The following is a 26373-nucleotide window of genomic DNA, read 5'->3' as shown; positions in this document are numbered from 1 at the left end:
AGGGTATGTTGGCAATCTAGTGATAAAAACTTATTCTCCGGTTTGAGTTCCGCATTGGAATCTCTAAAAAAATCGGAGGGCAATGAATTGAGTATTAAAAATCTATACTATGGTATAACTAGTTCACGTGAGTTCATCATCCAAATGGTGTTCACTCTGAATGCAATTTATTACGTTTCTCAGGCAGGGCTAAATCCTTTACAGCTTGTTTTGGTTGGGACCATTATGGAACTCTCGATATTAATATTTGAAACGCCAACAGGATTGGTGGCCGACTATTTTGGGAGAAAAAAGTCATTGGTCATCGGTACATTTGTTTTAGGAGCGGCTCATTTATTAGAAGGGATTGTTCCGGATTTTTGGGCAATCGCTGCCGCTGCAGCCCTGTGGGGAATAGGGTGGACATTTATAAGTGGTGCAGAACAGGCATGGGTTGCGGACGAGCTAGAGAATAAAGAACTAGACCAAGTATTCCTTAAAGGGGCACAATATAATTCGCTAGGCAGATTTACCGGAATTATTGTCAGTGTGCTTATAGCTGCGATTTTTTCAGTACAATGGACGATTATAATTGCTGGCGGATTTTTAGTGGTATTAGCAATTCTTACACATTGGACTATGCCTGAAACGAAATTCGTCACTATTGCTCGTGAAGATACTTCTAATCTTCAGCAGATGTCGCTGGCAATTAAGGGTGGCTTATCTCAAATAAAAGGGAATTCAGTACTGGTTGGAATTGCAGTTATCACATTATTATGGGGGCTTGCTAGTGAAGGTTTCGATCGGTTATGGGGAGCACATTTCATTGAAGGCTACAGCTTGGCGGAGGAAGACACCGTTTACTGGTTTGGAGCTTTTTATGCGGTCGCATTTCTATTAAATTTAGCTATGCTGAAAGTTGTGGAAGTGTATGTGAAAACAGGCTTTGCAACCATTTTATTCGTGCTAAATGGTATGTTATCCGTTGCGATGCTGATTTTCGCATATACTGATAACTTCATGATAGCAGTATTATTATATTGGACAATTGCCTCGCTTCGGACAGTTAATTATCCTTTGGTGAGCGTGATGACAAATGAGCGGTTACAATCACAAGGTAGGGCTACTGCACTTTCAATGTTTGGGCAGCTGGATGCGTTTGGGCAGGTTGCGGGAGGCCCTCTTGTAGGAATGATTGCACTTTATACCTCGGTTAACGGAGGTATTGCTGCTTCTGCGATATTAATTTCTCCCGTTTTGTATTTTCTATGGAAGATGAGAAAAGTAGTGTAAAAGGATACATTTTAATAAAAAGTATAAGCTATTTCAGTTTGGAGCTTGGGCTGTAAGCTTTTAAGTGACAGCTAGTTTCACAGTTTTTAAAATGAAAATGCCAGGGCAAATACTTTTGCCCTAGCATTTTATTTTAGTATTGGTTGAACATTTCCTGAATCTTAGCTGGGTCGCTTGTTTTGGATAGGGCGATCATCGTTAGCACTCTTGCTTTGACAGGATTCAGCGTGTCAGAAGAGACGAAGTGGTTCTTGTCATCGATGTCTTCGTGCGTGACCATCCCGCTGCCAACCTTCGAATCGCGGACAATCACAATGCCTTTTTTCTGGGCATCGATTAGCCCTTCAAGAGTTTCAGGATAGACGCTTCCGTTGCCAGTACCAGCATGGATGATTGCTTTCGCTCCTGCCTCTACTGCAGCATCGACCATGGATCTGCTGTCGTTTCCATGCGCATAGACAATGTCCACGCGCGGCAGTTCTTTTATGTCGTTTACATTAAACTCTGTATTGGTAGTGTGTTTTCTTGCGGATAGATTATAGAAGTATGGCTTTCCGCCTTGGACAAGGCCGAGATAGCCAAAGTCCTGTGAGCCAAATGTATCAACCCTCGTTGTATTGGTTTTTGTTGTATCGCGGGCCGATCCAATTTTATCATTTAATGCTACGAGAACGCCTTTCCCTTTGGACTCCTTGCTGGCCGCAATTGCGACAGCGTTATATAGGTTCAATGGACCGTCCGCGCTTAGAGCAGTTGATGGTCTCATCGAGCCAACTACTACGACAGGCTTTTCACTTTTAATGACTAGATTTAGGAAATAGGCTGTTTCTTCAAGCGTATCAGTACCGTGAGTAATGACAATTCCATCAACACCTGGATCTTTAAGCTGCTTGTCCACTTCCTTCGCTAGCTTCAACAGAATCTCATTTGTCATGGCAGAACTGTCAATCTTACATACTTGTTCTCCACTTATATTAGCAAGGTCCTTTAGTTCGGGAACAGCTTCCACAAGCTGATCTACTCCGACGACACCCGCTTTGTAGCCTGTTGTTTCAGACTCAGACTTCGCTGCCCCGGCAATCGTTCCACCAGTTGCAAGTATCTTCACATTAGGCAAAGCTTTATTCTCCGTTGCCGCGGCTGTTTTCGTTGCCACCTTCTCCACTTTTTCCGGTTCCTGTTTCTTAGACGCAGTTGCCGAATTGCAGCCGGCGAGTCCTGGTACCAATAATGTCAGTGCAAGAGCGATGCTCGCAGCCTTTTTCGTGCTTGATACTGTTCCAAATTGATTCATGCCGTTAGACCTGCCTTTATCATAGTGTAGTGTCTGGCGCCATCCTTATTATAAATTGTGAAGAAGTGAATTTGTTATAGAACTAATTTATAAGATAAAGAGGAAATTATAGGTGGTGTGGATGAGCATTGACTTCAGAGAAATGATATAAACATTCAAAATACTTGAAAAATAAAGCAGGGTTCTATAAAATATAAAGTAATCTATTGAAGAACGGAGGTGGGAAGGATGTTTCATCAACCTGTTTTAGCGTGCGGCTATTGGAATGATTTTCTGTATTTTTGCCGTGCGAAATTTGCTGTTGCAGTTGTTAACGGGATACGTGTGCCCTTTTTTAACAACTTCATAGCAAATCTAAAACGGTGAAAACATCTCTTACCCACAATATATATGGACGGTGAAGAGGAGCTTTTCATGCTCTTCTTTTTTTATGCCATCCGTTAGTATCAAAAGCCAAAGGGAGTGCTGTATTCCCTTTGGCTTTTTTATATTTTAAGGAGGACTAGACATGATTGCATGCAGTGTAAACTCGCTAAAAAAGATGTATGGCGGAAGCATTATTTTTGAAAATATATCATTTGAAATTATGGAGAAAGAGCGCGTTGGCCTCGTTGGCCGGAATGGCAGCGGCAAGACGACGCTTCTTCGATTATTGGCAGGAGAAGAAGCACCAGATGGCGGACAAATTTCCTGGAAGAAGAATTGCAAAATAGGATATCTGGCGCAAATCCCAAATTTTAATGATGCTTTAACGGCAAACGACGTACTGAAAACAGCTTTCACCGAGCTCCAGCAAGTGGAAGATAAAATGAGAAAGCTGGAAGCCGAGATGGGCTTGGAAAAGAATGAAGAAAGGCTTCAGAAGTTAATGGATGAATACGGAAGTCTCCAAGAGTTTTTTATTTATAATGGCGGATATGAAACGGAAGCGAATATCAAAAAAATTGCGAAAGGCTTGAACATTGAAGATTTATTGGCAAAACAGTTCTCCATATTGAGCGGCGGCGAAAAGACAAAGATATGCTTAGCATTAAACCTTTTAAAAAATCCCGATTTTTTGCTGTTGGATGAGCCGACGAACCATTTAGACTTACTGGCAGTCGAATGGCTGGGGGGCTTTCTGAAGGAATACCCCGGGACCGTCATTGTCATTTCGCATGACCGTTATTTTCTCGATGAAGTAGCAACAAGAATCATTGATTTGGAGGATGGCGAATGTCATTGTTATAACACCAACTACTCGGGATTTGTGAAGGAGAAGGAAGAACGACTGTTGAGGGAGTTTCACGCCTACGAAGAGCAGCAAAAGAAGATAAAGAAAATGAAAGAAGCTATCAAGCGTTTGAGGGAATGGGCTAACAGAGCGAACCCTCCAAATGAGGGGCTCCATAAGCGCGCTAGGAATATGGAAAGAGCATTGGAGAGAATGGAAAAATTGAATCGTCCAGCATTGAACCGAAAGAAAATGAACCTCGAGATGTCTGCCTCCGATCGAAGCGGAAGAGACGTCATTTTTCTGAAAGATGTATCGAAAAAATTTGAGGGAAAGCAGCTGTTTCAAAATGTTCATCTCCATTTGACTTTCCAGCAGCGTGCAGCAATCGTTGGGGAGAATGGCACGGGAAAATCCACTTTGCTGAAGATGATCCTTCGCCAATTACAGCCAGATAGCGGAGAAGTAAAAGTAGGGAGCAATGTGAAGATTGGCTATTTGTCACAGCATCTTTTTTCACAAGAGGAACATGAAACAGTAATAGAAGCTTTTCGCAATGAAGTAATCGTGACAGAAGGAGAGGCAAGGCAGATCCTCGCAAGATTCTTATTTTATGGCCATACTGTCTATCGGAAGGTCTCCAAGCTGAGCGGGGGAGAGCGGATGAGGCTGCGGTTAGCTCAGCTGATGTACCAGGATATCAATGTGCTGATACTCGATGAGCCGACGAACCACCTTGACATTGAATCAAGGGAAGTGCTGGAGGAAGCGCTCGATGATTATAATGGCACTATTCTAGCGGTTTCCCATGATCGCTATTTTCTCAATAAGTTATTCCAGAAAATATACTGGATTGAATCTGGAAAGGTTAGTTTGTACGAGGGTGGCTACAATTATGCCAAGGAAAAAAGATTGTGAACAAATGCTTTTATGAAAAATTCTCAAATAGTCCCTTTTTTATGCAAAAATTCTATTCATCTCAAATAAGGGACAACAAAGGGTAGAACACCACTTGGAAAAGAAGCAAAGGTGTACGTAACGTTTCCCGCAGACCGAGCAGACCAGTGATTGGGAAATTCCCTGTCAATCGACATTTTCAGCTATATTTTGATAACATACAATATTGATAAAATCAATACTTGTATAAATTAGGATTTTTCAGTTAAATGATAATAAGTAAATAAGAGTTTAAGAGTGCCCGGTTGATAGAATACCGGGATAATAGGGAAACCGGTTAAACTCCGGTGCAGCCCCCGCTACTGTAATTGCTGACGAAATTGCCGAAATACTCGCCGAACATACCGGTAAGGGGGCAATAGTAGGACGAAGCAAAAGCCAGGAGACCTGCTTTTAAACAATTTCTTTCATTTCTTCGGAGGGAAGGATGATAGTACGCTCTGCGGTGATTCCGCTGGAATGAACTGTCATGCCCTGGCCTAATGAAGGTCAGGGCTTCTTCGTTTTTTAAAAGAGAATATTACCATAGCATAGGTGTGCAGCAATCATTTGCTGCGCTTAAAAGGGAAGTCCGGTGAAAATCCGGCATGGTCCCGCCACTGTAAAGGGGAGTTTTGCTGCAGCATGTCACTGGATATTCCGGGAAGACGCAGCAATGCAATGAACCTAAGTCAGGAGACCTGCCAATGCTATTCTTCTTCACTCCTACGGGTCATAGGCAGCAGAAGTACAATTTTTTTGGCGTTTTTTAATTGCCGGAGAGTTGTCCTTTTTTAACGCTTCCATCCATCGGTTGGGAGCGCTTTTTATTTTTTTAAAAAGGAGAGGGAAACATGACGACTTGGAATCTATCCGACACAAAGAGCCATATTCTCATCTGCAATGGTTCGAGCTGTATGAGAAAAGGAGGAGAGGAAGTAACGGCAGCAATTCGTGATGAAATAAGCAAGCTTCAGCTTGATCCATCCGTACATACGACAAGGACAAGGTGCAATGGACGTTGCAAGGATGCCTGCATTGTTATCCAATACCCTGAAGGAAATTGGTACAAGGCGATGTCACCAGAGCTTGGCAGAAAGCTTGTCCAGAGCATTCATGAAGAAGCGGAACTGCTGCCTGAGTCTGTCCTATATGCATTTGAAGGAGATTCTTTTATCAAGGTAAGCGGCGAGTCGGAGCAGGGGAAAAACAAACCAGTAAAGGCAGGGTGCTAAAAACATGGAAATATTGTCATTCGCCTTTTTGGCTATTCTTATTGGAGCGCGGCATGGAATGGACAGTGACCATGTGGCAGCTATTGCAGATATGGTTGGAAGCGAGGGGAATAAAAGCAGGCAAATTTCTCTTGGTATCATGTATGCGCTGGGTCACGGATTGATCGTGTTCCTCATTGGGCTTCTCACGCTATTTGTAGGGGCGAGGCTGCCGAAAGGCGCTCAAAACTCTATCGAAATGCTTGTCGCGATTACACTGTTACTCCTGGGAGGCTTCATTATTTATTCTATCTTCAAAAATCGGAACAGCTTTGAACCAAAAGGCCGATTCACGATGATGTACGATGGACTGACAAGCATTGCGAAAAGATTTGGTTTTTCGGGGAGGAAGAAGATTTCTCCACTTAAGATTGGCATCATCGGTGCTTTTCTCATTGGAGTAATCCACGGCATCGGTGTCGAAAGCCCAACACAGATTGCTGCGATTACAAGTGCTGGCGGCTTCGACAGCATTGCAGCTGCAACTGCGCAGTTGGTATTGTTTGTTGTTGGTCTTCTGATATCGACTATTCTTATGACGTTTCTTATTTCCTGGGGTTTCATGAAGTCAAGGCTTAAGCGGCAAATATTTATTGCTTTAGGATCTGTTACCGGTTTATACAGTATCATACTCGGTTCGGCCATGATTGCCGAGCTGGTAGGAGGAGGAATTTAATTGGCAGGCAAATTGCTTATCGTTGGCTTTGGACCAGGAAGCGCTGAACACATTACTAAAAGGGCAAAGGATGCAATCAAGGAAAGCGATACCATCATCGGCTACAAAACTTATGTTGACTTGATAAGAGAACTGATGACAGATCAGAAAGTTGTGAGCACCGGGATGTCAGAGGAAGTAACGAGAGCGCAGGCAGCAGTCCGCTATGCGGAGCAGGGAAGAAAGGTAGCGGTTATTTCCAGCGGTGATGCGGGGGTTTACGGCATGGCTGGCCTTATATACGAAGTTCTTGCGGAGAAAGGGTGGAGATCGAACGAAGGAGTAGAAGTGGAAGTCATTCCAGGAATCTCTGCCATCCAATCATGCGCCTCGCTGCTGGGAGCCCCTGTTATGCACGATGCGTGCACGATAAGCCTTAGTGATCATTTGACACCTTGGCCACTTATTGAAAAGAGACTGGAAGCTGCGGGGGAGGCGGATTTTGTCATTGCGCTCTATAACCCGAAAAGCGGCAGAAGGACAAGGCAAATCGCCGAGGCTCAAAGAATATTGCTTCAATATCGGGACTCCGAAACTCCAGTAGGACTTGTAAAAAGCGCCTATCGCAATAGTGAAAAAGTCGTCATTACAACACTTGAAAAAATGCTGGAACATGAAATCGGCATGCTGACAACAGTCATTATCGGAAACTCTTCTACATTCCTGCACGGTGACATCATGATCACTCCGAGGGGATACCAACGGAAATATACGTTGGGTCAAGAGCAGCAAAGACTGCGTCCTCATGAACGTCTTCGTCCTGAAAACGAGCCATGGGCGCTGCACGAAGGGAAAAAGGAAAAGGTTGATAACAGCCTGCAGCAGTTGGCAATGGAGGCAATTGCAGCAATTGATGGGAAAAAGACTGCCGAAAGAATCCAGCCACCCGGTATGGAAATGGTTTTTGAATTAGCAGTCAGCCCTGGGGTTGCCGAAAAGAAGTTTACACCTCAACAGCTGCTTTTGTTAGCAGAGCTTGCCGGGGAAACGGGAACGATTGAATATACTCCGCATCATCATTTGCTTGTGAAGCTTCCGGGCGTAGATATGAACGAGACGACAAGACTTCTTCTTGAAGCGGGCCTTCTTCTTCATCCTGTGGGAGATGTTGTCCAGTTAAAGGCTTGCGATTTTTGCGATGGTGATAAGAAAGATGCTATTCCTTATGCCGAGGGAATTCAAGAACGCATCTCTGGAATGGCAGTGCCAAAGGAACTGAAAATCGGGTTCAATGGCTGCGGTATGGCATGTTATGGTGCTGTACACGAGGATATCGGACTTGTATTTCGCAAAGGAAAATTCGATCTTTTCCTTGGTGCAAAAACGGTTGGCAGGACAGCTCATTCAGGACAGCCAGTTGCGGAAGGAATAGAGCCAGATGAGGTGGTCGACATGATTGCAAAAATTGTAGACGAATACAAACAAAATGCACACCCAAATGAGCGCTTCTATAAATATTTCAAAAGGGCAGGGGAAGTTTATGGCTTTCAGCACCGTGACTATGCACCAGTCATACAGCTTGAGCCTGCGCCTTGTGGAGAATAATCAATGGAGGTAATGATGAAGAAAGCAATATTGCTTGTTGGCCATGGAAGTCGTGATCCGGAAGGAAATAATCAGGTTAGAAGATTTATTGAAGATTTAAAACAACATATCAAGAAAGATATTCTGATTGAAACATGCTTTTTGGAATTCGAATCACCGACAATCATCCAAGGGATTGAAACATGCGCGGCAAAAGGAGCTAACCATATTTATGTGATTCCAATCATGCTTCTTCCTGCTGGGCACTCCAAAATCCATATCCCTGCTGCCATTGATGAAGGGAAGGAGCGATATCCGTATATCAACTTTACATACGGAAGACCGATCGGCATTCATGAAGAAACCATTGAAATTTGTCTTTCTCGTATTAGAGAAATCGGGGAAAACCCCGAAAAACAAGGCAATGATACCGCTGTTTTGTTTTTGGGAAGGGGCGGAAGCGATCCTGATGCGAACAGTGAGTTATACAAAATCTCCCGCCTTTTCTGGGAAAAGACGGATTACAAGCTGGTTGAGCCCGCATTCATGGGGGTCACCAGCCCGCTTGTTGATGAAGGGATAGAACGCTGCATCAAATTGGGTGCGAAAAACATCGTCATCCTTCCTTATTTCCTTTTTACAGGAATCCTAATAAAGCGATTAGAGAGAATGGTCGAAGAACTGCAGCAAAAGTACCCGGACCATCATTTTAAGCTTGCAGGATATTTCGGGTTCCATGAACGGCTGCAAACCATCATTGCCGACAGGATAGAGGAGGCTCTGCAGGGAGAAGTGAAAATGAATTGTGACACATGCCAGTTCAGAATCATGGCGATGGATCATATCGATCATCACCATCATCATGATCACCATCATGATCACCATCATCATCATGACCATCATGAGTCTCACATTCATGAAACGGCAATTCCAGAGGAGGCGGGAAAAGCATGATTCTTTTCCTTGCCGGTACGAGTGATGCAAGGGCGCTGGCAATTGAAATCAAGCAGACGGGATACGACTTAGTAGCAACAGTAGTAACGGAAAATGCTGCTGAAGAGTTAAGGAAGCATGGTCTTTCCACCATTGCAGGAAGGCATGACAGCAATGGATTCGTGGAACTTATTTCAGACAAAGGATTTAAGGCAATCGTTGATGCAAGTCACCCTTTTGCTGAAATGGCCAGCAAGAATGCAATGGAAGCTGCAACACTGTGCAACATCCCTTATATACGTTACGAGCGAGAGTCTGAGAGCTTCGCGGATGAAAGGCTGACGGTCGTTACTTCCTATGAGGAGGCAGCCGATGCTGCGTATCAGAGGAAGGGAGTCATCATGCTGACAACCGGAAGCAAGACACTTGAGATTTTCAGCAAGAAGCTTCTAGGTGTGGAAGGTGTCCGAGTAATTGCCCGGATGCTTCCCCGAATGGATAATCTTGAAAAATGTGCAAGTCTTGGCTTTCCACAAAAGGATATTGTCATGATCCAAGGCCCATTCTCTAAGGAATTCGACAAAGCGCTTTATCAGCAATATGGCGTTACAACAATGGTCACAAAGGAAAGCGGTAAGCAAGGATCTGTTCGTGAAAAATTGGAAGCAGCAAGGGAGCTTGGAATTGAAACTATCCTTATCAAGCGGCCCAATATTGATTATGGCTTAAAGTACTCTAGTTTCAGGGAAGTCATCACTCACTTGAAAAATACAGTTTCTATTGATAAAAGGAGGAAAGGCATTGGACTTTAAAACGGAATTTAAACCAGTCACGGTTCATCCGGAAATGATCGAAACGAAAAGCTTTGAAATGATCGATGAAGAAGTGGGAGAGCACGGATTTACGGAAGAACAATACCCTGTTGTCCGCCGCGTGATCCACGCATCTGCTGATTTTGAACTTGGAAAGAGCATGATTTTCCACCCTGATGCTGTATCAGCTGGAATTCGTGCAATCCAGAGCGGCAAGCCAGTCATTGCGGATGTTCAGATGGTCCAGGTTGGCATCAGCAAGCAAAGAATTGAAAAATACGGCGGAGATATCCGCGTGTATATTTCGGATAGTGACGTCGTGCAAGAAGCAAAGCGCCTGGAGACAACAAGAGCCATTATTTCCATGCGCAAAGCGATCCGAGAGGCTAACGGCGGTATTTTTGCAATTGGAAATGCTCCGACTGCCCTGCTCGAGCTCATTCGCCTAATTAAGGAAGGAGAAGCGAACCCTGCGCTTGTCATCGGACTTCCAGTCGGATTCGTCTCGGCGCCTGAATCGAAAGAGGAGCTTGCAAAGCTTGATATCCCTTTTATTACGAATGTCGGAAGGAAAGGCGGAAGCACAGTAACAGTTGCTGCTCTTAACGCTATTTCATTATTGGCAGACCGGAAGTGAGTACATCATGTCGGCTAAAACGGATAAAAAACTAAGGCCTGGATTTACGACTGGCGCTTGTGCTGCTGCAGCGACTAAAGCTGCGCTGACTGCTTTGATTACAAGGGAGGAGCAGCTTGAAGCTACCATATTATTGCCTGTCGGTTCCTTCGCCACTTTTTCCATGGAGGAGTGCATTGTTGGCGAGAACAGTGCAAAAGCAGGAACGATAAAGGATGCAGGGGATGACCCTGATGCAACACACAAGGCCTTAATCTGTTCAGAGGTATTCTGGAACGGAGAGGAAGGAATTACTTTGGACGGCGGAATTGGGGTAGGGCGTGTGACGAAACCTGGTCTGCCAGTAGCTGTCGGAGAAGCTGCGATTAACCCTGTCCCGAGAAAAATGATTATGGACGCAGCAGACGGGGTCCTCAAGCAGTTTCAAATCGAAAAAGGAATTAAGATTATCATTTCTGTACCGGACGGTGAGGAAATTGCAAAAAAGACCTTAAATGGCCGTCTTGGCATTCTTGGCGGAATATCCATCCTCGGGACAAGAGGGACTGTCATTCCGTTTTCCACCTCTGCGTACAAAGCTAGCATTGTCTCGGCCATTAACGTAGCAAAGCTGGCAGGCTGTGAACATGTAGTCATCACAACTGGCGGGAGGAGCGAAAAATATGCGATGCTCCAATACCCCTCCCTGAAAGAAGAGGCGTTCATCGAAATGGGGGACTTTGTAGGGTTCACATTGAAACAGTGCAAGCGGGCAGGGATGAAAAAAGTGTCAGCAGTTGGAATGATGGGGAAGTTTTCAAAGTTTGCCCAAGGCGTCATGATGGTCCACTCGAAAAGCGCTCCTGTCGACTTCGAGTTTCTTGCGGAAATCGCGCTGTCGGCAGGCTGTTCAAGTAGTACAGCCGAAGAAATCCGGCAGGCGAATACTGCTTCACAGGTCGGGGAAATAATGGCGATGTTCCCCGCTTTTTTTGAAAAGCTATGTGAAAGCTGCTGCCGTTCAGGAATGCAGGAAGTAAACGGGGGGATTGCAATAGAGACAAGCTTGTATACTCTGAAGGGAACATTGCTTGGAAAGGCGGAATACGATGAAACAAGCTGTGAAAATGATTGGAATAGGCGAGTCAGGAAGAGCTGACCTTCTTCCTCTGTATGAAAAAATGATTGCAGAGAGCGACGTTTTAGTTGGCGGCGAAAGACAGCTTGCCTGCTTTCCGGATTATCAAGGAGAAAAAGTCATCATCAAGAGCGGTGTGATGAAGCTTGCGGAAAGACTGGAGAAAGAAGATAAGAGAATAGTGGTACTTGCTTCTGGAGACCCTTTGTTCTATGGAATTGGGGGTTTTTTAGCCAATAAATTAAATCTTGAAATCTATCCTTATATAAGCTCTATTCAACTAGCCTTTGCAAGAGTGAAGGAATCATGGCACGATGCTTACTTTACCAGTATCCACGGGCGCAGCATGAAAGGACTTGCCCAGCGGATAGACGGCCGTCAAAAAGTGGCGGTCCTTACAGATAGCAAAAATAGCCCTCAAAGACTGGCAACCTACTTGAAGGCGTTTGATATGACGGAGTACAAGGCATTTGTTGCGGAAAATCTCGGGGGAGAAGCGGAGCGGACAGGCTGGTATAGCTTGGATGAAATGGAGAGCACTGATTTTTCGCCGCTCAATATCGTTATTCTGAAAAAGACGGGAAAAGCCCCGGTATGGTCGAGCGGAATCGAGGACGAGGAATTCTCCCAACGAAAGCCTGATAAAGGGCTGATTACCAAAAAGGAAATCAGAAATCTTTGTATAGGTGAGCTTGGAATTCAAATCGATAGCATTGTTTGGGATATCGGTACATGCACAGGCTCTGTTGCGATTGAGGCTGCAAAGCTCGCGAAAGAAGGCGCCGTTTATGCGATTGAGAAAAATGAGAAAGATATTGAAAACTGTCTCGAGAATATGAAGAAGTTCCGGGCTGATTTAACAGTAATTCATGGCAAGGCCCCTGAAGGCTTAACGGATTTTCCGGACCCGGACGCGATTTTTATCGGCGGGACGGCAGGTGGTATGGAAGAAATATTGGAAGTCTGCTGTAGGAGATTAAAACCTGACGGAAGAATAGTACTGAATGTTGTAACGGTAGAATCTCTGTCAGCTGCGATGGAAGCTTTGAAGAAGAATGGATTCCAAGTTTCAGTTACGCTTGCCCAAATATCGCGCAGTAAGCCGATTTTGAAACTTACAAGATTTGAAGCGTTGAATCCGGTCTATATTATCGCCGCAAGACGAAAGGAGAAACAGTAGATGACAGGAACATTGTTCGGGCTTGGTGTGGGACCAGGGGATCCGGAGTTGATTACCGTGAAAGCATTCCGCATGCTGAAAGAGTCTCCGGTGATTGCATATCCCAAAAAGCGGAAGGGCAGTAAGAGCTATGCACAGCAAATCATTGATGTTTACATAAACCAGACGGAAAAAGAAATGCTCGGCCTCGTTTTTCCCATGACGAAAGACGAGGCAATCCTTGAGCGGGAATGGCTAGCAACGGTCGAAGCAGTATGGCAGAAGCTGAAGGAAGGCAAAGATGTCGCTTTCGTCACGGAGGGGGATCCAATGCTATACAGCACTTTCATACATATGATGAAGCTGATGCAGGAGCTTCATCCGGAAGTGCCGATTGTAACAATCCCAGGTATTTCTTCCGTAAATGGAGCAGCGTCCAGACTTGGAATTCCTCTTGCTGAAGGTGATGATCACGTTGCCATCATTCCGGCACAGGATGATTATGAAAAAATGAAAAAGGTGCTTATGGATAATGACTGTGTTGTATTCATTAAAGTAGCCAAGGTAATGGATATGATGCTCAAGGTTCTCCGGGAGTTAGGTTTGTCCGAAAAAGCTTCTGTTGTTACAAAAGTAACGTCAGGTGAAGAAGTTATTTGGAAGCTCGAAGAATTGGACCGCGCAGAGCTGGAATATCTCACGTTAATGGTGGTGAGAAAATGATGAAAGTAACGATTATTGGAGCAGGACCAGGTGCCCCGGATCTGATTACCGTACGAGGCCTTAAGCGGCTGCAAGAAGCAGAAGTGGTACTTTATGCAGATTCACTTGTAAGCGATGAATTGATAGCAGAAGCGAAAAGTGGAGCGGAAATTGTAAAGACTGCTGGAATGCATCTAGAAGAGATGGTGGAATTAATGGCTGCCAGATGCCATGAAGGAAAAAAGGTTGTCCGAGTCCATACTGGCGATCCAGCAGTGTATGGAGCGATTCTGGAACAAATTGCACTGCTGAGAGAAGCGGGAGTGGAAGTCGAAATCATTCCAGGAGTCAGCTCGGTATTTGCATCTGCTGCTGCGGTTGGAGCGGAGCTGACAGTTCCTGACCTGACCCAGACTGTCATCCTGACAAGAGCGGAAGGCCGGACACCAGTACCGGATGGGGAGAAGCTGAAAGACCTGGCGAGTCATGGCTGTACTGTTGCCTTGTTTTTAAGTGCAACCCTTACGAAAAAGGTAGTCCGTGAATTTCTCAATGCAGGCTGGAGTGAGGAAACACCAGTGGCAGTAGTGTATAAAGCGACATGGCCGGATCAGAAGGTCGTCCGCAGCACTCTTAAAAACCTGGATGAGGATATGCGAAAGAATGGAATCAGAAAACAAGCAATGATCCTTGCAGGGTGGGCACTCGATGAACAGATTTACGAAAAGAATTACCGGTCTAAGCTTTACGATAAGGAATTCACCCATGGCTTTAGAAGAGGAGCACCAAAATGAAGCTTTTTCTTGAAGAATGGATACAGCCGAAAATCAACGTTCGAGAAGACTATGCGATCGTTGCCATTACGAAGCATGGGACGGTGCTTGCACGAAAGCTTCATCGGGTTTTTTCAGGCAGCGATGTATATTATATGGAAAAATTCGAACAGGGGGATGAAGCGGGAAAAGGAATTACGATGTTCAGCGGCAGTGTTCGCCACCTTCTCCCTGCTCTATTTCGTTCCTACAGGGGAATCATCCTGATTATTTCCCTTGGTGCGGTAGTCAGGATGATTGCGCCAATCTTAAAAGATAAAAAAACGGATCCAGGTATTGTTGTCCTTGATGATAAAGGGCAATATGCCATCAGTGTTCTATCAGGACACCTAGGCGGAGCGAATGAACTTGCTGTTGAAGTGGCCTCGCTAATTGGTGCCCATCCCGTCATCACGACAGCTTCCGATGTGCAAAAAACGATCCCAGTAGATTTGTTGGGCAAACGTTTTGGCTGGGTGTGGGAATCCGCTGAAAAGCTGACTCCTGTTAGCGCATCTGTCGTCAATGAGGAACAGGTTGCTTTTATCCAGGAGTCGGGGGAGAAAGAGTGGTGGCACCATGATAGGCCCCTGCCAAGCAACATAAAAAAATATGATAGCATTGCCGACGCTATTGCTGCTAAGCCTGACGCTGCCTTAGTTGTCACGCATAGGAAACTCACGCTTGAGGAGGAACGCATCCTTGAAAACGGAGTGTTGTACAGGCCAAAAGTCATCGTGTTAGGCATAGGCTGCAACAGGGGGACAGAGGCAGAAGAAATAATATCGGTCATTGAAGAAACGCTGGAAGAACTGCAGTTTTCTCTTAAAAGTGTAAAAGCGGTGGCAACTATCGATTTGAAAAAAGATGAGCAAGGATTGCTGGAGGTTGTTTCAAAGCATGGATGGGCCTTTCATTGCTATACTCCTGCAGAACTGAACAGCGTCAAGATAGAGCAGCCGTCTAAAACGGTATTTAAATATACTGGTGCACACGGTGTAAGCGAGCCCGCAGCATTGTTGTACAGCAGGGCAAAGAGTCTTGCAGTTGTGAAAAAGAAATCTGGCAATGTCACAATATCTGTTGCTTTGGCAAAGGATGGCTTGCCGGAAAATATGGAGTGAAGGCAATGCGGAAAAGACTAGTTATTGCAGGAACGGGCAGCGGGGTCGGAAAGACGACACTCACGTTGGGACTTATGTCTGCACTGAAGAAAAGGGGGCTTATTATTCAGGGATTCAAATGCGGCCCTGACTATATTGATCCATCCTATCACACAGCGGTAACAGGCAGAATATCTCGAAATCTGGATAGTTGGATGCTCTCAGAGCAAATGGTCAAAAGAACATTCGTACATGGAAGTTGCGGAGCGGATATTTCAATCATTGAAGGTGTAATGGGCTTCTACGATGGAAAAGACCCGCTTTCCAATGAAGGGAGCACTGCGCATATTAGCATGATTACAGGATCGCCTGTCATCCTTGTAGTTAATTGTGCAAGCATGGCAAGAAGTGCGGCAGCGATCGTGAAGGGTTTCCAAACATTCGATACAGAAGTTCGTGTTGCTGGAGTGATAGCGAACAATGTGGGAAGTACAGGACATTATCGAATAGTGAAAGCTGCAATCGAGCAAGAGTGTGATATTCCTGTTCTCGGCTATTTCGCAAGGGAAAAAGGAATAGAAATACCGGAACGGCATCTGGGTCTCATTCCTTCCATTGAACGCGGCGAACTTGATCCATTTTTTGAGCGTCTTGGGAATCTTGCCGAGGAATGTATTGATCTGGATAAACTTATTGAGATTGCTGGTACTGCACCTGATCTCATTGTTGAAAAGATGCGGCATTTTGAAAAAAACGTTTCCCCTTCTGTCAGAATTGCGGTTGCAAAAGACGCCGCTTTCAATTTTTATTATCAGGAGAACCTCGAACTGCTCGAGAGTAGAGGTGCTGAATTGGTTTATTTTTCACCGCTGGCAGGCGAGGCGGTTCCTGTAGATGTGGAAGGGCTCTATCTTGGCGGCGGCTTTCCCGAGGAGTTCGCAAGAGAGCTGAGCGGGGATAGAAAAGTATTGCAGTCGGTGAAGGAAGCGGTTGAAAAAGGTCTCCCGACGCTTGCGGAGTGCGGAGGATTCATGTATTTAACGGACTCGATTGAAACGACAGACGGCGCTGTTTATCAAATGGCTGGCATTATTCCTGGGAAAATTGTGATGGGTAAAAAGCTTGCAGCACTAGGATACAGGGAAATCAAGGGCGAGCCGGGGAACTTCCTTTTACCAGAAGGTGTTACAGCAAGAGGGCATGAGTTTCACTACTCGAATTTTCATAGTGATGCCCTCCCTTCCCCTGCCTACACCGCTTCAGGGAGGCGCGGTTCGAAATCAGATGGTTTTATGAAAGCGAACCTCGTTGCAGGCTACATACATTTTCACTTTGGATCATGCTTGGAGTCAGTGGATAATTGGATTTCTAAGTGCAAGGAGTTTTCATGTACTATCCGGTAATGTTAAACCTCCAAGAACGAAATGTTGCGGTGGTCGGCGGAGGGCAAGTCGCGGAAAGAAAAATTTCCTGGCTGTTAGAGGCGGGCGCAAAGATTCTCGTCATCAGTCCGGAAGCAACGACTGTGATTAAGGAATGGTCAAAGGCCGGGAAGATTTGTTGGCATCAGAAGACATTTTCAGGTGAGGATATAGTACATGCTTTTCTAGTGTTTGCCTGTACGGATAGCATGGAAGTAAACAGAAAAGTATTAAGTGCGTGCCGGAAGGATCAGCTCTTATGCATGAGTGGCGAAGCGAAAGCGGGTGATTTCATCGTGCCCTCAGTGTTAAATAGGGGACGACTCCAACTTGCTGTATCGACATCAGGAGCTAGCCCTAGTCTTTCGAAAAAAATCATTCGGGAACTGGGAACGATGTATGAGGAGGCCTATGGAGCATACGTCGAGTTTTTGTATGAAGCAAGACGGAAAATCCTTGAGATTGAGCGTGACTCAGATTCAAGGAAAACAAAGTTGTCGATTCTATTGGATGAGCGGTTTTACTCGCTGACAAAGGATGGAATGATGAGAGAGAGAGATTTGCTTTTTGAAAGATTGCTCAATGGAAGGAGCATGAACGATTAATGGAAAAAGGGACTGTTTATCTTGTTGGTGCCGGGCCCGGCGACATCAGACTAATCACCGTCTACGGATTGGATTGCATCAAACGCGCGGATGTAATCGCCTATGATAGGCTAATTAATACAGAACTTCTCGGCTATGCGAAGGAAGGTGCGGAGCTTGTCTATGTCGGCAAGCTCCCAGGGCGTCACGCTTTAATTCAGGAGGAAATTCATGACCTTCTTGTTGAGAAAGCATTATCCGGTAAAACGGTTACCCGGTTAAAAGGCGGAGACCCATGTGTTTTTGGCAGGGGAGGGGAAGAAGCAGAGGTGCTTGCAGCGCATGGAATTCCATTTGAAATCGTTCCAGGTGTCACATCTGGCATTGCGGCGCCGGCATATGCAGGCATACCTGTAACGCATCGAGATCATGCGACAACCTTTACGATTGTCACAGGCCATGGCAAAAAGGAAAGAGGCATGGATGGGATTCAATGGGATTCATTAGCAAAAGGAAGTGACACAATCGCATTTTATATGGGGATTTCAAATCTCTCGTATATATGCAAGGAACTCATTGGACATGGAAAAAATGCCGCTACGCCTGCAGCGGTAATTCAGTGGGGGACAATGGAAAAACAGCAGGTTGTGACAGGAGTTCTTTCCACAATTGAGGAAGAAGTGCAGCAGTCCGGCATTACTCATCCTGCCATCATTATTGTTGGAGAAGTCGTTAGATTAAGAGAGAAAATTCAATGGTTCCAAAAAGAAGGAGCTGCTGTTGTATAAGCAGGGCTGCCGCATCCGTAAGCAGGAGCGGCGGCTTTTTTGTCTTTCCAATGGACAATCCTTTTTTCTATATGATAAAGCAAGAACGGATGTTTGGTAAAGAGGGGAGGAAAACAATTTCTAGGAGATTACCCACCATTAGACGACAATACTGCAATGGAGTGGTCAATCTTTATGAAAGTAGTCTAATAAATTTGTAAATTAGTAGAATGATTTTTCTAAATAACTTAAAATGGAGTTGTAAGCTTTTTTGTCAAATAGCAACGATTTTTGAAGGAGGGGGTTGGATACAAGAATCCTTGGAAGTTTGTTGGTCGAACGTTCTTTAAAAAGAACAAATCTCCGTAATTCTATTCGTTATTATGTTTCTTAAGTCCTGGGTTTTCTAGGTCTATTGTAACAGATGATTCGGAAATGAGATCGTGCCTTAAAACCTATACTATTACATAGGAGGAGAAGAGAGTGAATCCTAGGAAGAATCCGATTTTTATTGTAGCAGCAATCCTGGTGGTTTTGATGAATTGTTTCCTTCCGTTCACACCGTCCGCTGCGGCAGCGGAGCCGATTACGGTAGCGCAGGCAATTGCCAACAATAATGGGAATGCGACGGTAAAAGGCTATATCGTTGCCTATACGACTAGCGGACCTACTTACAAATTCTCGCAACCATTCAATGAAGATACGAATTTTGCAATCGCGGATAGCCCTGATGAAAGGGACAAGTCTAAAATTCTCCCTGTCCAGCTTCCGTCCTCTTTCCGGTCTCAATTTGGCCTGAAGACCAACCCGTCCAACATTGGTATAGTCGTTACTGTGACTGGTACACTGACAGCTTATTTTGGTGTACCGGGTCTCAAGACGCCGACAGCGGTAAGCTTCGGAGATGGAAGCAATGATCGCGAGACTCCGCCGCCGGCAGGGACGGAAGGTCTGAAAATCCATGATATCCAAGGGCAAAACCACGCATCCCCTTACGAAGGCCAGAACGTGAAGGATGTCGAGGGAATTGTTACAAGGACGCAGGATGCAAACAATTTTTATATGCAAAGCGTAACACCTGATGAGAATCCTAAAACGTCTGAAGGCATTCTTGTGTACAAGCCGGCGCATAACTTGAAAGCTGGTGACAAGGTAACGGTAACCGGCCAGGTGAAAGAGTGGGTACTCGATGGTTACAGCGATAAATTAAAGACAGACCTTGCTGTGACGGAAATCAATGCGCAAAACGGTGCTGTCACTATATTGGAGACAGGGCTTCCTCTTCCAAAGCCTGTAGTGATTGGAAAGGATGTCAACCCGCCGTCTTCAGTAATTGATAACGACCAGTTCTCCCAATTCGATCCGGAACAGGATGCTATTGATTTTTACGAAAGCCTTGAAGGAATGCGGGTTGGAGTTGAGAATCCAACAGCAGTTGGCCCGCAGAAGTATGGAGAAGTGCCTGTCATTACTGGGCGCGAAGCAGGGAAACCTTATACAACTCCGGGCGGAATTTCCATCACGAAGGATAATTTCAATCCTGAACGATTGCATCTTCTTTTTGGCAACAGAGACTTTGTTGCTAAAACAGGCGATGTTTTTGAAGGTACTGTGACCGGTGTTCTAAGCTATTCTTTTCAAAACTTTAAGGTGCTGACAGATGAGGCAGCTCTTCCGCCATTGTCTGAAAGCAGCTACAAGCGGGAAGTAACAACCGTTAAAAAAAATACCGACAAGCTGACAGTCGCAACGTACAATATGGAGAACTATACAGCTGCAAATGCAGAGAAAACGAATAAGATTGCGGAGTCGATTGTGAATAACCTGAACGCTCCGGATATCCTCGGCCTCGTCGAAGTCCAGGATAACAACGGCACAGGAACAGGTGAAACAGATGCATCGAAAAACTATGAAGCTTTAGTTGAGGCGATTAAGGCGAATGGCGGTCCCGCATATGATTGGACTGATATCGCTCCGGAAAACAACAAAGATGGCGGTGCCCCAAATGGCAATATCCGCGTTGGGTTTATTTATAATCCTGAGCGCGTAAAGCTTGCAGATGGAATGAAAGGTACTGCGACACAGGCGGTAGGCTATGAAAACGGCTCACTGACATTGAATCCTGGACGAATTGAGCCTTCAAACCCAGCTTTTTCAAGCAGCCGCAAGCCGCTTGCAGCAGAGTTTGAATTCAACGGCGAAGAAGTCATCGTTATCGCTAACCATTTCAACTCTAAGGGTGGCGATCAGCCGATTTTTGGCAAAAACCAGCCGCCGCTGCTTGGCAGTGAAGCACAGCGCATGGAAATCGCGAAAACAGTGAACGGATTCGTCGATGATGTCCTGCGGAAAAATGAGGAAGCGAATATCGTCGTTCTTGGTGACTTGAATGACTTTGAGTTTTCCAACCCGCTACATGCACTGAAAGGTGATGATCTTGATAATCTTGTGGAAAAAGTCCCTGTTCCTGAAAGATTCACTTATAACTATCAGGGCAACTCCCAAGTACTTGACCACCTGCTAGTTTCAAAGAACCTTTCTGAAAAAGCGGAAGTAGATATCGTTCATATCAACTCTCCGTTCATGGAGGCTCATGGACGCGTCAGTGATCATGACCCTGTACTCGCACAGCTTGATTTTAATGAAGGGCCGTTTACGCTTTCTGTCATGCACACAAATGACAGCCATGCGAACGTAGAGCAATATCCTAAACTTGTGACAGCAGTCAATGAGACGAGAGCAGCTAAGCCAAACTCGCTGCTGCTCGATGCAGGAGATGTGTTCTCCGGAACGCTTTACTTCAATCAATACGAAGGCATGGCTGATCTTGAGTTTTTGAACGGTCTTGGCTATGACGCAATGACGTTCGGAAACCATGAATTCGATAAGGATTCCCAAGTGCTATCCAATTTTATCAGCAAGATGAAGTTCCCGATGGTGAGTGCAAACGTTAATATCACCAAGGACCCTGTACTGGGACCACTTTTTGATAAAACGATTGCTGAGAGTGCGGAAGGCGGGAAAGTTTACCCTGCTGTTGTGAAAAACATTGATGGGGAAAAAGTAGGTATCTTCGGATTGACGACGGAAGACACTACCTTCCTTGCAAGCCCTTCAAAAGATATTGTTTTTGAAAATGCAGCGGACAAGGCGAAAGAGACAGTAAGAAAATTGGAAGAACAAGGTGTCGATAAGATTGTTGCGCTCTCCCATCTCGGTTATAGTAGCGATAAAGAGCTCGCAGGACAAGTAGATGGTATTGACATCATTGTCGGCGGGCATACGCATACAAAGCTCGAGAAGCCGGTTCTAGTGGAAAAAGCGGAACCGACAGTAATCGTCCAAGCAAACGAGTATCTGAAGTACTTGGGAGTTGTTGACGTGACTTTCAACGAAGAGGGTGTTGTCACTCTCTCGGACGGCAAACTTCTTGATCTCTCTAAATTCGCTGAAGATCCTGCTGCAAAAGCTCGCATCAATGAGTTGAAAGCACCGCTTGATGAATTGAAGAGCAAGGTTGTCGGTAATAGCAATGTTTTCCTGAACGGCGAGCGCGGCGATATTAGGACGAAGGAAACAAATCTTGGAAACATGATTGCAGATGCAATGGTCGAAAAAGCGAATGAATCGGTGCCGACGAAGATTGGGATGCAAAACGGCGGCGGCATCCGTGCTTCAATTCCAGCAGGCGATGTCTCACTCGGCCAAGTGCTGACAGTCATGCCTTTTGCAAACCAACTTGTTACTCTTGATTTGACAGGAGAAGAAATTTGGCAGGCGCTTGAACATAGCGTGAGTGAAGTAGAACGTGCTCAAGGTAAGTTCATGCACGTATCAGGATTAAAGTTCAGCTATGACCCATCCAAACCTGCATACAACCGGGTGTGGAAAGTGGAAGTGAAAACGGAAGATGGCTATGCGCCGATTGATCAAGCTAAGCATTATCATGTTGCAACAAACGCATTTGTCGCAGATGGTGGCGATGGATTCTCCGTCTTCAAAAAAGCCAAGGATGAAGGGCGGATCAAGGAACTCTACGTTGTAGATTATGAAGTGATTTCTTCCTACCTCAGCAAAAACAGTCCTGTTTCACCTAAGGTTGAAGGAAGAATTCTGACAGGCGAAGAGCCTCCTCAATATACCGGCTGGGTAGAACATAATGGTGAGTGGTATTACTACAGCGATGCTGGTGTAAGGCAATTCGGCTGGCTTGAGCTTGACGGTAAAAAATACTATCTCAACCCTGCTTTTGACGGAGCTAGAGCGGAAGGCTGGACGGAAATTGAAGGGAACTCCTACTACTTCCATCCAGAGAAAGGTGTAATGGCAACAGGCTTTGTCATCATCGAAGGAAAAACGTACTACTTTGATGAAGGGACAGGAATTTTCAAATCGGTGAATGACGTGTTGGCCGGTCTTGATCATTCTCTTGAAAACTATAAGAAGTCTGGTGAAGTAAGCGGTCCTGTCGCATCCAAGCTGACTAACACCCTTCATCAGGCTGAACATCAATATAGTAAAGGGAACACAAGGATTGCGATCAACTTCTTAGAAAAATTCAAGGTTGAAATGCACGTTAAGCCAGGGAACGTTTCAAAAGCGGCAAAACAAAGTATGACTGCCCAAACGTCTCTCCTGCTGTCTATGCTGAAAAAAGGAGCCCAATAAAATGGAAGCAGGCCTGCTGTGCTACACAGTTGGCCTGCTTTTTTTGCGTGGATATTCCTATATTTATAGTAAAAACACAATTAATATCATGGTCTATCCATTTATAGAAGCTGACTCATAACTGGTATTGTTAGTGGCAAATGGATTTTCCTATATTTATAGTAATAACACAATTAATATCATGGTCTATCCATTTATGAGAGCTGACTCATTATGTGTCAGCAACACGGAAGGAAAGCTTTCGGATCCATTGTCTGTACTTGCAAGGATCTCTAAGAAGCGCGGGACTTCGCGGCGGAAGCAAGGTGAAAACGTTGGTGCACACAGTGAAGCTTGCAGATATCAGCGAGGTTTTCGAACAGCTGGAAAAAGGCGAGAAGAATGCCGCATCGTGTTGACATTGGAAGACTGTAGGACCGGGACGTTGGAATACGTTTTGGCTTTTTACTATTTGGTATAATGTCTTCCACGATAGCTCCCCACTGCGTGAAGATGGAGGGTAGTGATAAGTCTTCGCGCAGTGGAAGGGGAGAGGCAAAGGATGTCGCACAGTGTCCTATTTGAGATGCTGCAATCAATGAGGAGAAAATAATCGTCAATCGCCTGAATGTGAGCTTCCCTGGATTTTTTTAGACAGCTGCTGCAACGCCAATACCCGGAGACTCTTTTTACCGTAAAATTACTGCATGCAGGGCATTGCACGCCAGTATGAATGTCGGCTCTTGTTAAATTAAAATCTTCAAGGATGTTAATGTTGTCTTCAGGATTATGGTTTTTAGTCAGGAGTTTTGCTAACCGTTTTAACTCTTTTGGCGTGACGATGGGTTTTGGGAAGTGTTTTTTTACGGAGGCTAGTTTTTCGAGAAAAGAATTCATCCTGCAGACTTTGTAGTAATAAGCAGGTGTAGGAGTATCAATATGGACGGAAGGATTGGTGAATACAACAAGGTAATCGATAGGAATGGATAGTTTAGCGTGGTTTTCTAACCAATCGTCGAGCAGGGATGCCTGGAGCTTTGCTTGGAGTAAAGGATCATTGAAAATAACCGTTTCGTTCTCTTGAAAAGTGTGGGTCATTTGATTGAATTTTGAGTCTAAGGTGATACTTCCGCTATGATTTTTGATTTCGGCGATGAGTAGGAAGGCGGGAGAAAGAATGAGGGTGTCAATTTGAAAAAAAGAGTCCCGTACAGGAAGGCGAAGGTTTCGCAAAACATAATAATCCTCACTGAGATATGTATCTAGGTATCTATCGAAAGCCAATTCTCCTCTATAGCCTGACTTTCTTCGTTTATACTCTTCTAAAATTGGCTGCCTGGCAGGATGGGATCGATGGAGACATCTGCCTAGAGATTCAAGTTTTCGAAGCCTTAATGGGATTTCTCGTTCTTTTACAATCAATTTGGGTATGCTCCTTTCGGCTTTTTATCAATATTTCTTTTTATAGCAGCTTTGTTCCTCCCTAGTGTTGCGGGAAAAGTTGAACGGAGTGTGAATTTTTCTTGGGAGCTCGTAAGGAATGGTGTTTTGGAGGAGAAAATCAACAATGTTATTTGATGAGATTGCTCACGCTGTGAGAGTTATTAACAAACTTATATAGAGTTCAACTAAATGGGCTAATGGTTGAATTTGGGGTGGGTTATCAACAAGTTTGCGGGAAAAATCGCTCACGCTGGTAGAGTTATCAACCAACTTGTTCAGAAAATCAACCAAACCACTCTAGAAATCAACCAACTTCAGATAGAAATAAACCAAACGGCGTTGTGACAGCATATTGCGGGTGATCTACACAAGGTTATCAACCAGGTTTTCGGAAAAATCGCTCATGCCTGAAGAGTTATCAACCAACTTGTCCAGAAAATCAACCAAACTACTCCAGAAATCAACCAACTTCAGGTAGAAATCAACCAAACGGCATTGTGGAGGGATCGGGAGGGTGCCCTCCGCTAGGTTATCAACCAGGATTTCGGAAAAATCGCTCACACCTGAAGAGTTATCAACCAACTTGTCCAGAAAATCAACCAAACTACTCAAGAAATCAACCAACTTCAGTTAGAAATCAACCAAACAGCGTTGGGACAGGATATTGCGGGTGCTCTCCGCTAGGTTATCAACCAACTTCAGCCAGAAATCAATTAAACGTCCTCATGGAGTGGGCCGGCTGGAAGTTATCAACAGGAATCAGCATCTCTTCACAAACTAAGCAAAAGTTTGCTGCTCCTTCACTCGCACTTAATATCAGCTTTACATTTGTGTTGTATAGTGGTTTTGTAACGATGGAAGGCCATACTATATGAATGGGATGGTGCTTGTCATGAGGATGATGCTTGCCCGAGTAGGAGTAAATTTTCTCTTGGTAATGGTTCATTTTTATTTGACTTAGGAACATCGGAACAATTTTTTTAGGAATGATACTAGCGGTATTGTCGATGCCAGCTTTTTATAATGTATTCCATAAAAAACGGCACACTGCAATTGCAGTGTGCCGCTTTTTTTATTTATTCTCCGAGGTCTACGTTGTGGTAAACCTGGCGCACGTCTTCAAGGTCCTCGAGGGCGTCGATCAATTTTTCAAACTTCGCTTTTGCTTCTTCTGGGAGCTCGACATCGTTCTGTGCAAGCATGGTCAATTCGGCAACAGTAAAATCGGTAATTCCGGCATTCTTGAATGCTTCCTGTACCGCATGGAATTGATCAGGCTCGGCATATACGATAACGGACTCATCTTCTTCAATGATGTCGCGAACGTCTACATCCGCTCCCATCAGCAATTCGAGAACCTCATCCGCTGTTTTTCCTTCAATGCCGAATACGGCAGTAGCATCAAACATGTAGGCAACAGAGCCGCTCACACCCATGTTTCCGCCATTCTTGCCGAATGCTGCGCGTACGTCGGAGGCAGTGCGGTTCACGTTGTTTGTGAGTGCATCCACAATGACCATCGATCCGTTTGGCCCGAAGCCTTCATAGCGCAGCTCATCGTAAAGTTCTTCCGCTCCGCCCTTCGCTTTTTCAATTGCGCGATCAATGATTGCTCTAGGCACATTGTATGTCTTGGCACGCTCTAGCACGACGCGCAAATTCTGATTCAGTTCGGGATCTGGCTCGCCTTGTTTTGCAGCCACATAAATTTCGCGCCCAAACTTGGCGTAAATTCGGCTAGTGTTCGCGTCTTTTGAAGCTTTCTTATCCTTGATATTGTTCCATTTACGACCCATTATGTCCACTCTCTTTCAAGTTTATCTACAGAAAAATATTAATATGAAAAAAGGAGATGTTCAACACTTTTCTAGAAAAAGGCAAAAGTGTCGCTGATATGACACCATCTATTATACCTCAACAACACTTGTTGCAACAAAGTGGAACCTGTAATATTCAACATCGTTTCTCTCCGGTATATTTATTAGCTGACTCGACTGGCGGCTCTTCA

23 protein-coding genes and 2 riboswitches are annotated in these 26373 nt (G+C 44.9%); of the genes, 19 read left to right on the top strand and 4 right to left on the bottom strand.

Going from position 1 to position 26373, the window contains the following annotated elements; genetic code table 11:
• Positions 1–87: 87 nt before the first annotated feature.
• The gene (locus BQ5796_RS13610) at positions 88–1272 is read left to right on the top strand and encodes an MFS transporter (protein WP_071460710.1); all 1185 of its coding nucleotides are present in this window, start codon (positions 88–90) and stop codon (positions 1270–1272) included.
• A gap of 133 nt (positions 1273–1405) precedes the next feature.
• On the opposite strand, the gene BQ5796_RS13605 is transcribed toward BQ5796_RS13610, so the two are convergent.
• On the bottom strand, positions 1406–2566 hold the full coding sequence (locus BQ5796_RS13605) for a type II asparaginase (RefSeq protein ID WP_071460709.1): 1161 nt from the start codon (positions 2564–2566) through the stop codon (positions 1406–1408).
• Between the two features lie 228 nt (positions 2567–2794).
• On the opposite strand from BQ5796_RS13605, the gene BQ5796_RS18695 reads away from it, so the two are divergent.
• From BQ5796_RS18695 to BQ5796_RS18470, 18 genes are all read left to right on the top strand, one after another.
• Positions 2795–2932, top strand: a complete 138-nt coding sequence (locus BQ5796_RS18695) for an RAxF-45 family protein (RefSeq protein WP_282956863.1) — start codon at positions 2795–2797, stop codon at positions 2930–2932.
• A gap of 142 nt (positions 2933–3074) precedes the next feature.
• Positions 3075–4697 carry a ribosomal protection-like ABC-F family protein gene (gene abc-f / locus BQ5796_RS13600; protein ID WP_083413123.1) on the top strand — a complete coding sequence of 541 codons (1623 nt, stop codon included), beginning with the start codon at positions 3075–3077 and terminating at the stop codon, positions 4695–4697.
• 257 nt (positions 4698–4954) lie between these two features.
• Positions 4955–5145, top strand: a riboswitch (cobalamin riboswitch).
• A gap of 106 nt (positions 5146–5251) precedes the next feature.
• Positions 5252–5438, top strand: a riboswitch (cobalamin riboswitch).
• A gap of 131 nt (positions 5439–5569) precedes the next feature.
• Positions 5570–5950, top strand: coding sequence for a (2Fe-2S) ferredoxin domain-containing protein (locus BQ5796_RS13595; RefSeq protein ID WP_071460708.1), 381 nt, complete (start codon positions 5570–5572; stop codon positions 5948–5950).
• Between the two features lie 4 nt (positions 5951–5954).
• Positions 5955–6665, top strand: coding sequence for a HoxN/HupN/NixA family nickel/cobalt transporter (locus BQ5796_RS18300; RefSeq protein ID WP_071460707.1), 711 nt, complete (start codon positions 5955–5957; stop codon positions 6663–6665).
• On the top strand, positions 6666–8249 hold the full coding sequence (gene cobJ, locus BQ5796_RS13585; RefSeq protein ID WP_071460706.1) for a precorrin-3B C(17)-methyltransferase: 1584 nt from the start codon (positions 6666–6668) through the stop codon (positions 8247–8249).
• A 3-nt stretch (positions 8250–8252) separates the two neighbouring features.
• Positions 8253–9182, top strand: a complete 930-nt coding sequence (locus BQ5796_RS13580; protein ID WP_071460705.1) for a sirohydrochlorin chelatase — start codon at positions 8253–8255, stop codon at positions 9180–9182.
• Positions 9179–9973 (top strand): precorrin-6A reductase, encoded by a 795-nt coding sequence (cobK, locus tag BQ5796_RS13575; protein WP_071460704.1) that lies wholly within the window; start codon positions 9179–9181, stop codon positions 9971–9973. Before BQ5796_RS13580 ends, cobK begins: the two co-directional genes overlap by 4 nt.
• Positions 9963–10610, top strand: a complete 648-nt coding sequence (locus tag BQ5796_RS13570; protein WP_071460703.1) for a precorrin-8X methylmutase — start codon at positions 9963–9965, stop codon at positions 10608–10610. Before cobK ends, BQ5796_RS13570 begins: the two co-directional genes overlap by 11 nt.
• Positions 10611–10617: 7 nt before the next feature.
• The gene (locus tag BQ5796_RS13565) at positions 10618–11748 is read left to right on the top strand and encodes a cobalt-precorrin-5B (C(1))-methyltransferase (RefSeq protein ID WP_071460702.1); all 1131 of its coding nucleotides are present in this window, start codon (positions 10618–10620) and stop codon (positions 11746–11748) included.
• On the top strand, positions 11699–12907 hold the full coding sequence (locus BQ5796_RS13560) for a bifunctional cobalt-precorrin-7 (C(5))-methyltransferase/cobalt-precorrin-6B (C(15))-methyltransferase (protein WP_071460701.1): 1209 nt from the start codon (positions 11699–11701) through the stop codon (positions 12905–12907). The genes BQ5796_RS13565 and BQ5796_RS13560 overlap by 50 nt, the downstream gene beginning before the upstream one ends.
• Positions 12908–13609: a precorrin-2 C(20)-methyltransferase gene (gene cobI / locus BQ5796_RS13555; protein WP_071460700.1), complete on the top strand. Its 702-nt coding sequence runs from the start codon at positions 12908–12910 to the stop codon at positions 13607–13609. It begins immediately after the preceding gene.
• Entirely contained in the window at positions 13609–14382 is a 774-nt protein-coding gene (cobM, locus tag BQ5796_RS13550; protein WP_071461307.1) for a precorrin-4 C(11)-methyltransferase, read from the top strand. The genes cobI and cobM overlap by 1 nt, the downstream gene beginning before the upstream one ends.
• Positions 14379–15524, top strand: coding sequence for a cobalt-precorrin 5A hydrolase (locus tag BQ5796_RS13545; RefSeq protein WP_071460699.1), 1146 nt, complete (start codon positions 14379–14381; stop codon positions 15522–15524). Before cobM ends, BQ5796_RS13545 begins: the two co-directional genes overlap by 4 nt.
• A gap of 5 nt (positions 15525–15529) precedes the next feature.
• Positions 15530–16906 carry a cobyrinic acid a,c-diamide synthase CobB gene (locus BQ5796_RS13540; RefSeq protein WP_071460698.1) on the top strand — a complete coding sequence of 459 codons (1377 nt, stop codon included), beginning with the start codon at positions 15530–15532 and terminating at the stop codon, positions 16904–16906.
• Positions 16891–17529, top strand: a complete 639-nt coding sequence (locus BQ5796_RS13535; protein WP_071460697.1) for a precorrin-2 dehydrogenase/sirohydrochlorin ferrochelatase family protein — start codon at positions 16891–16893, stop codon at positions 17527–17529. Before BQ5796_RS13540 ends, BQ5796_RS13535 begins: the two co-directional genes overlap by 16 nt.
• The gene (gene cobA / locus BQ5796_RS13530; RefSeq protein ID WP_071460696.1) at positions 17529–18296 is read left to right on the top strand and encodes a uroporphyrinogen-III C-methyltransferase; all 768 of its coding nucleotides are present in this window, start codon (positions 17529–17531) and stop codon (positions 18294–18296) included. Before BQ5796_RS13535 ends, cobA begins: the two co-directional genes overlap by 1 nt.
• A 462-nt stretch (positions 18297–18758) precedes the next feature.
• On the top strand, positions 18759–22943 hold the full coding sequence (locus BQ5796_RS13525; RefSeq protein WP_071460695.1) for a 5'-nucleotidase C-terminal domain-containing protein: 4185 nt from the start codon (positions 18759–18761) through the stop codon (positions 22941–22943).
• A gap of 215 nt (positions 22944–23158) precedes the next feature.
• Positions 23159–23341 (top strand): hypothetical protein, encoded by a 183-nt coding sequence (locus BQ5796_RS18470; RefSeq protein WP_071460694.1) that lies wholly within the window; start codon positions 23159–23161, stop codon positions 23339–23341.
• A gap of 49 nt (positions 23342–23390) precedes the next feature.
• On the opposite strand, the gene BQ5796_RS13515 is transcribed toward BQ5796_RS18470, so the two are convergent.
• The 3 genes from BQ5796_RS13515 to BQ5796_RS13505 all read right to left on the bottom strand — a co-directional run bounded on the left by BQ5796_RS13515 (position 23391) and on the right by BQ5796_RS13505 (position 26161).
• A complete protein-coding gene (locus BQ5796_RS13515; RefSeq protein WP_071460693.1) occupies positions 23391–24344 on the bottom strand; it encodes an NERD domain-containing protein in 954 nt (317 codons plus the stop codon).
• Between the two features lie 384 nt (positions 24345–24728).
• Positions 24729–24977: a hypothetical protein gene (locus BQ5796_RS13510; protein ID WP_141769939.1), complete on the bottom strand. Its 249-nt coding sequence runs from the start codon at positions 24975–24977 to the stop codon at positions 24729–24731.
• Between the two features lie 464 nt (positions 24978–25441).
• Positions 25442–26161 (bottom strand): YebC/PmpR family DNA-binding transcriptional regulator, encoded by a 720-nt coding sequence (locus BQ5796_RS13505; RefSeq protein ID WP_071460691.1) that lies wholly within the window; start codon positions 26159–26161, stop codon positions 25442–25444.
• Between the last annotated feature and the right edge of the window lie 212 nt (positions 26162–26373).

Source organism: Bacillus massilinigeriensis (assembly GCF_900111815.1).
GTDB classification, from domain to species: Bacteria; Bacillota; Bacilli; order Bacillales; family Cytobacillaceae; genus Mesobacillus_C; species Mesobacillus_C mediterraneensis.
The sequence above is the reverse complement of the archived record's forward strand: the minus strand, read 5'-3'. Positions and strand labels throughout refer to the sequence as shown.

Excerpts from the sequence above, each read along its gene's own strand:
- BQ5796_RS13560 (WP_071460701.1), top strand. The coding sequence starts at position 11,699 with ATGAAACAAGCTGTGAAAATGATTGGAATAGGCGAGTCAGGAAGAGCT.
- BQ5796_RS13535 (WP_071460697.1), top strand. The coding sequence starts at position 16,891 with ATGTACTATCCGGTAATGTTAAACCTCCAAGAACGAAATGTTGCGGTG.
- cobI (WP_071460700.1), top strand. The coding sequence starts at position 12,908 with ATGACAGGAACATTGTTCGGGCTTGGTGTGGGACCAGGGGATCCGGAG.
- cobA (WP_071460696.1), top strand. The coding sequence starts at position 17,529 with ATGGAAAAAGGGACTGTTTATCTTGTTGGTGCCGGGCCCGGCGACATC.
- BQ5796_RS13540 (WP_071460698.1), top strand. The coding sequence starts at position 15,530 with ATGCGGAAAAGACTAGTTATTGCAGGAACGGGCAGCGGGGTCGGAAAG.
- cobM (WP_071461307.1), top strand. The coding sequence starts at position 13,609 with ATGAAAGTAACGATTATTGGAGCAGGACCAGGTGCCCCGGATCTGATT.
- abc-f (WP_083413123.1), top strand. The coding sequence starts at position 3,075 with ATGATTGCATGCAGTGTAAACTCGCTAAAAAAGATGTATGGCGGAAGC.
- BQ5796_RS13580 (WP_071460705.1), top strand. The coding sequence starts at position 8,253 with ATGGAGGTAATGATGAAGAAAGCAATATTGCTTGTTGGCCATGGAAGT.
- BQ5796_RS13605 (WP_071460709.1), bottom strand. The coding sequence starts at position 2,566 with ATGAATCAATTTGGAACAGTATCAAGCACGAAAAAGGCTGCGAGCATC.
- BQ5796_RS13595 (WP_071460708.1), top strand. The coding sequence starts at position 5,570 with ATGACGACTTGGAATCTATCCGACACAAAGAGCCATATTCTCATCTGC.
- BQ5796_RS13565 (WP_071460702.1), top strand. The coding sequence starts at position 10,618 with ATGTCGGCTAAAACGGATAAAAAACTAAGGCCTGGATTTACGACTGGC.
- BQ5796_RS18695 (WP_282956863.1), top strand. The coding sequence starts at position 2,795 with ATGTTTCATCAACCTGTTTTAGCGTGCGGCTATTGGAATGATTTTCTG.
- BQ5796_RS13505 (WP_071460691.1), bottom strand. The coding sequence starts at position 26,161 with ATGGGTCGTAAATGGAACAATATCAAGGATAAGAAAGCTTCAAAAGAC.
- cobK (WP_071460704.1), top strand. The coding sequence starts at position 9,179 with ATGATTCTTTTCCTTGCCGGTACGAGTGATGCAAGGGCGCTGGCAATT.
- BQ5796_RS13545 (WP_071460699.1), top strand. The coding sequence starts at position 14,379 with ATGAAGCTTTTTCTTGAAGAATGGATACAGCCGAAAATCAACGTTCGA.
- BQ5796_RS18300 (WP_071460707.1), top strand. The coding sequence starts at position 5,955 with ATGGAAATATTGTCATTCGCCTTTTTGGCTATTCTTATTGGAGCGCGG.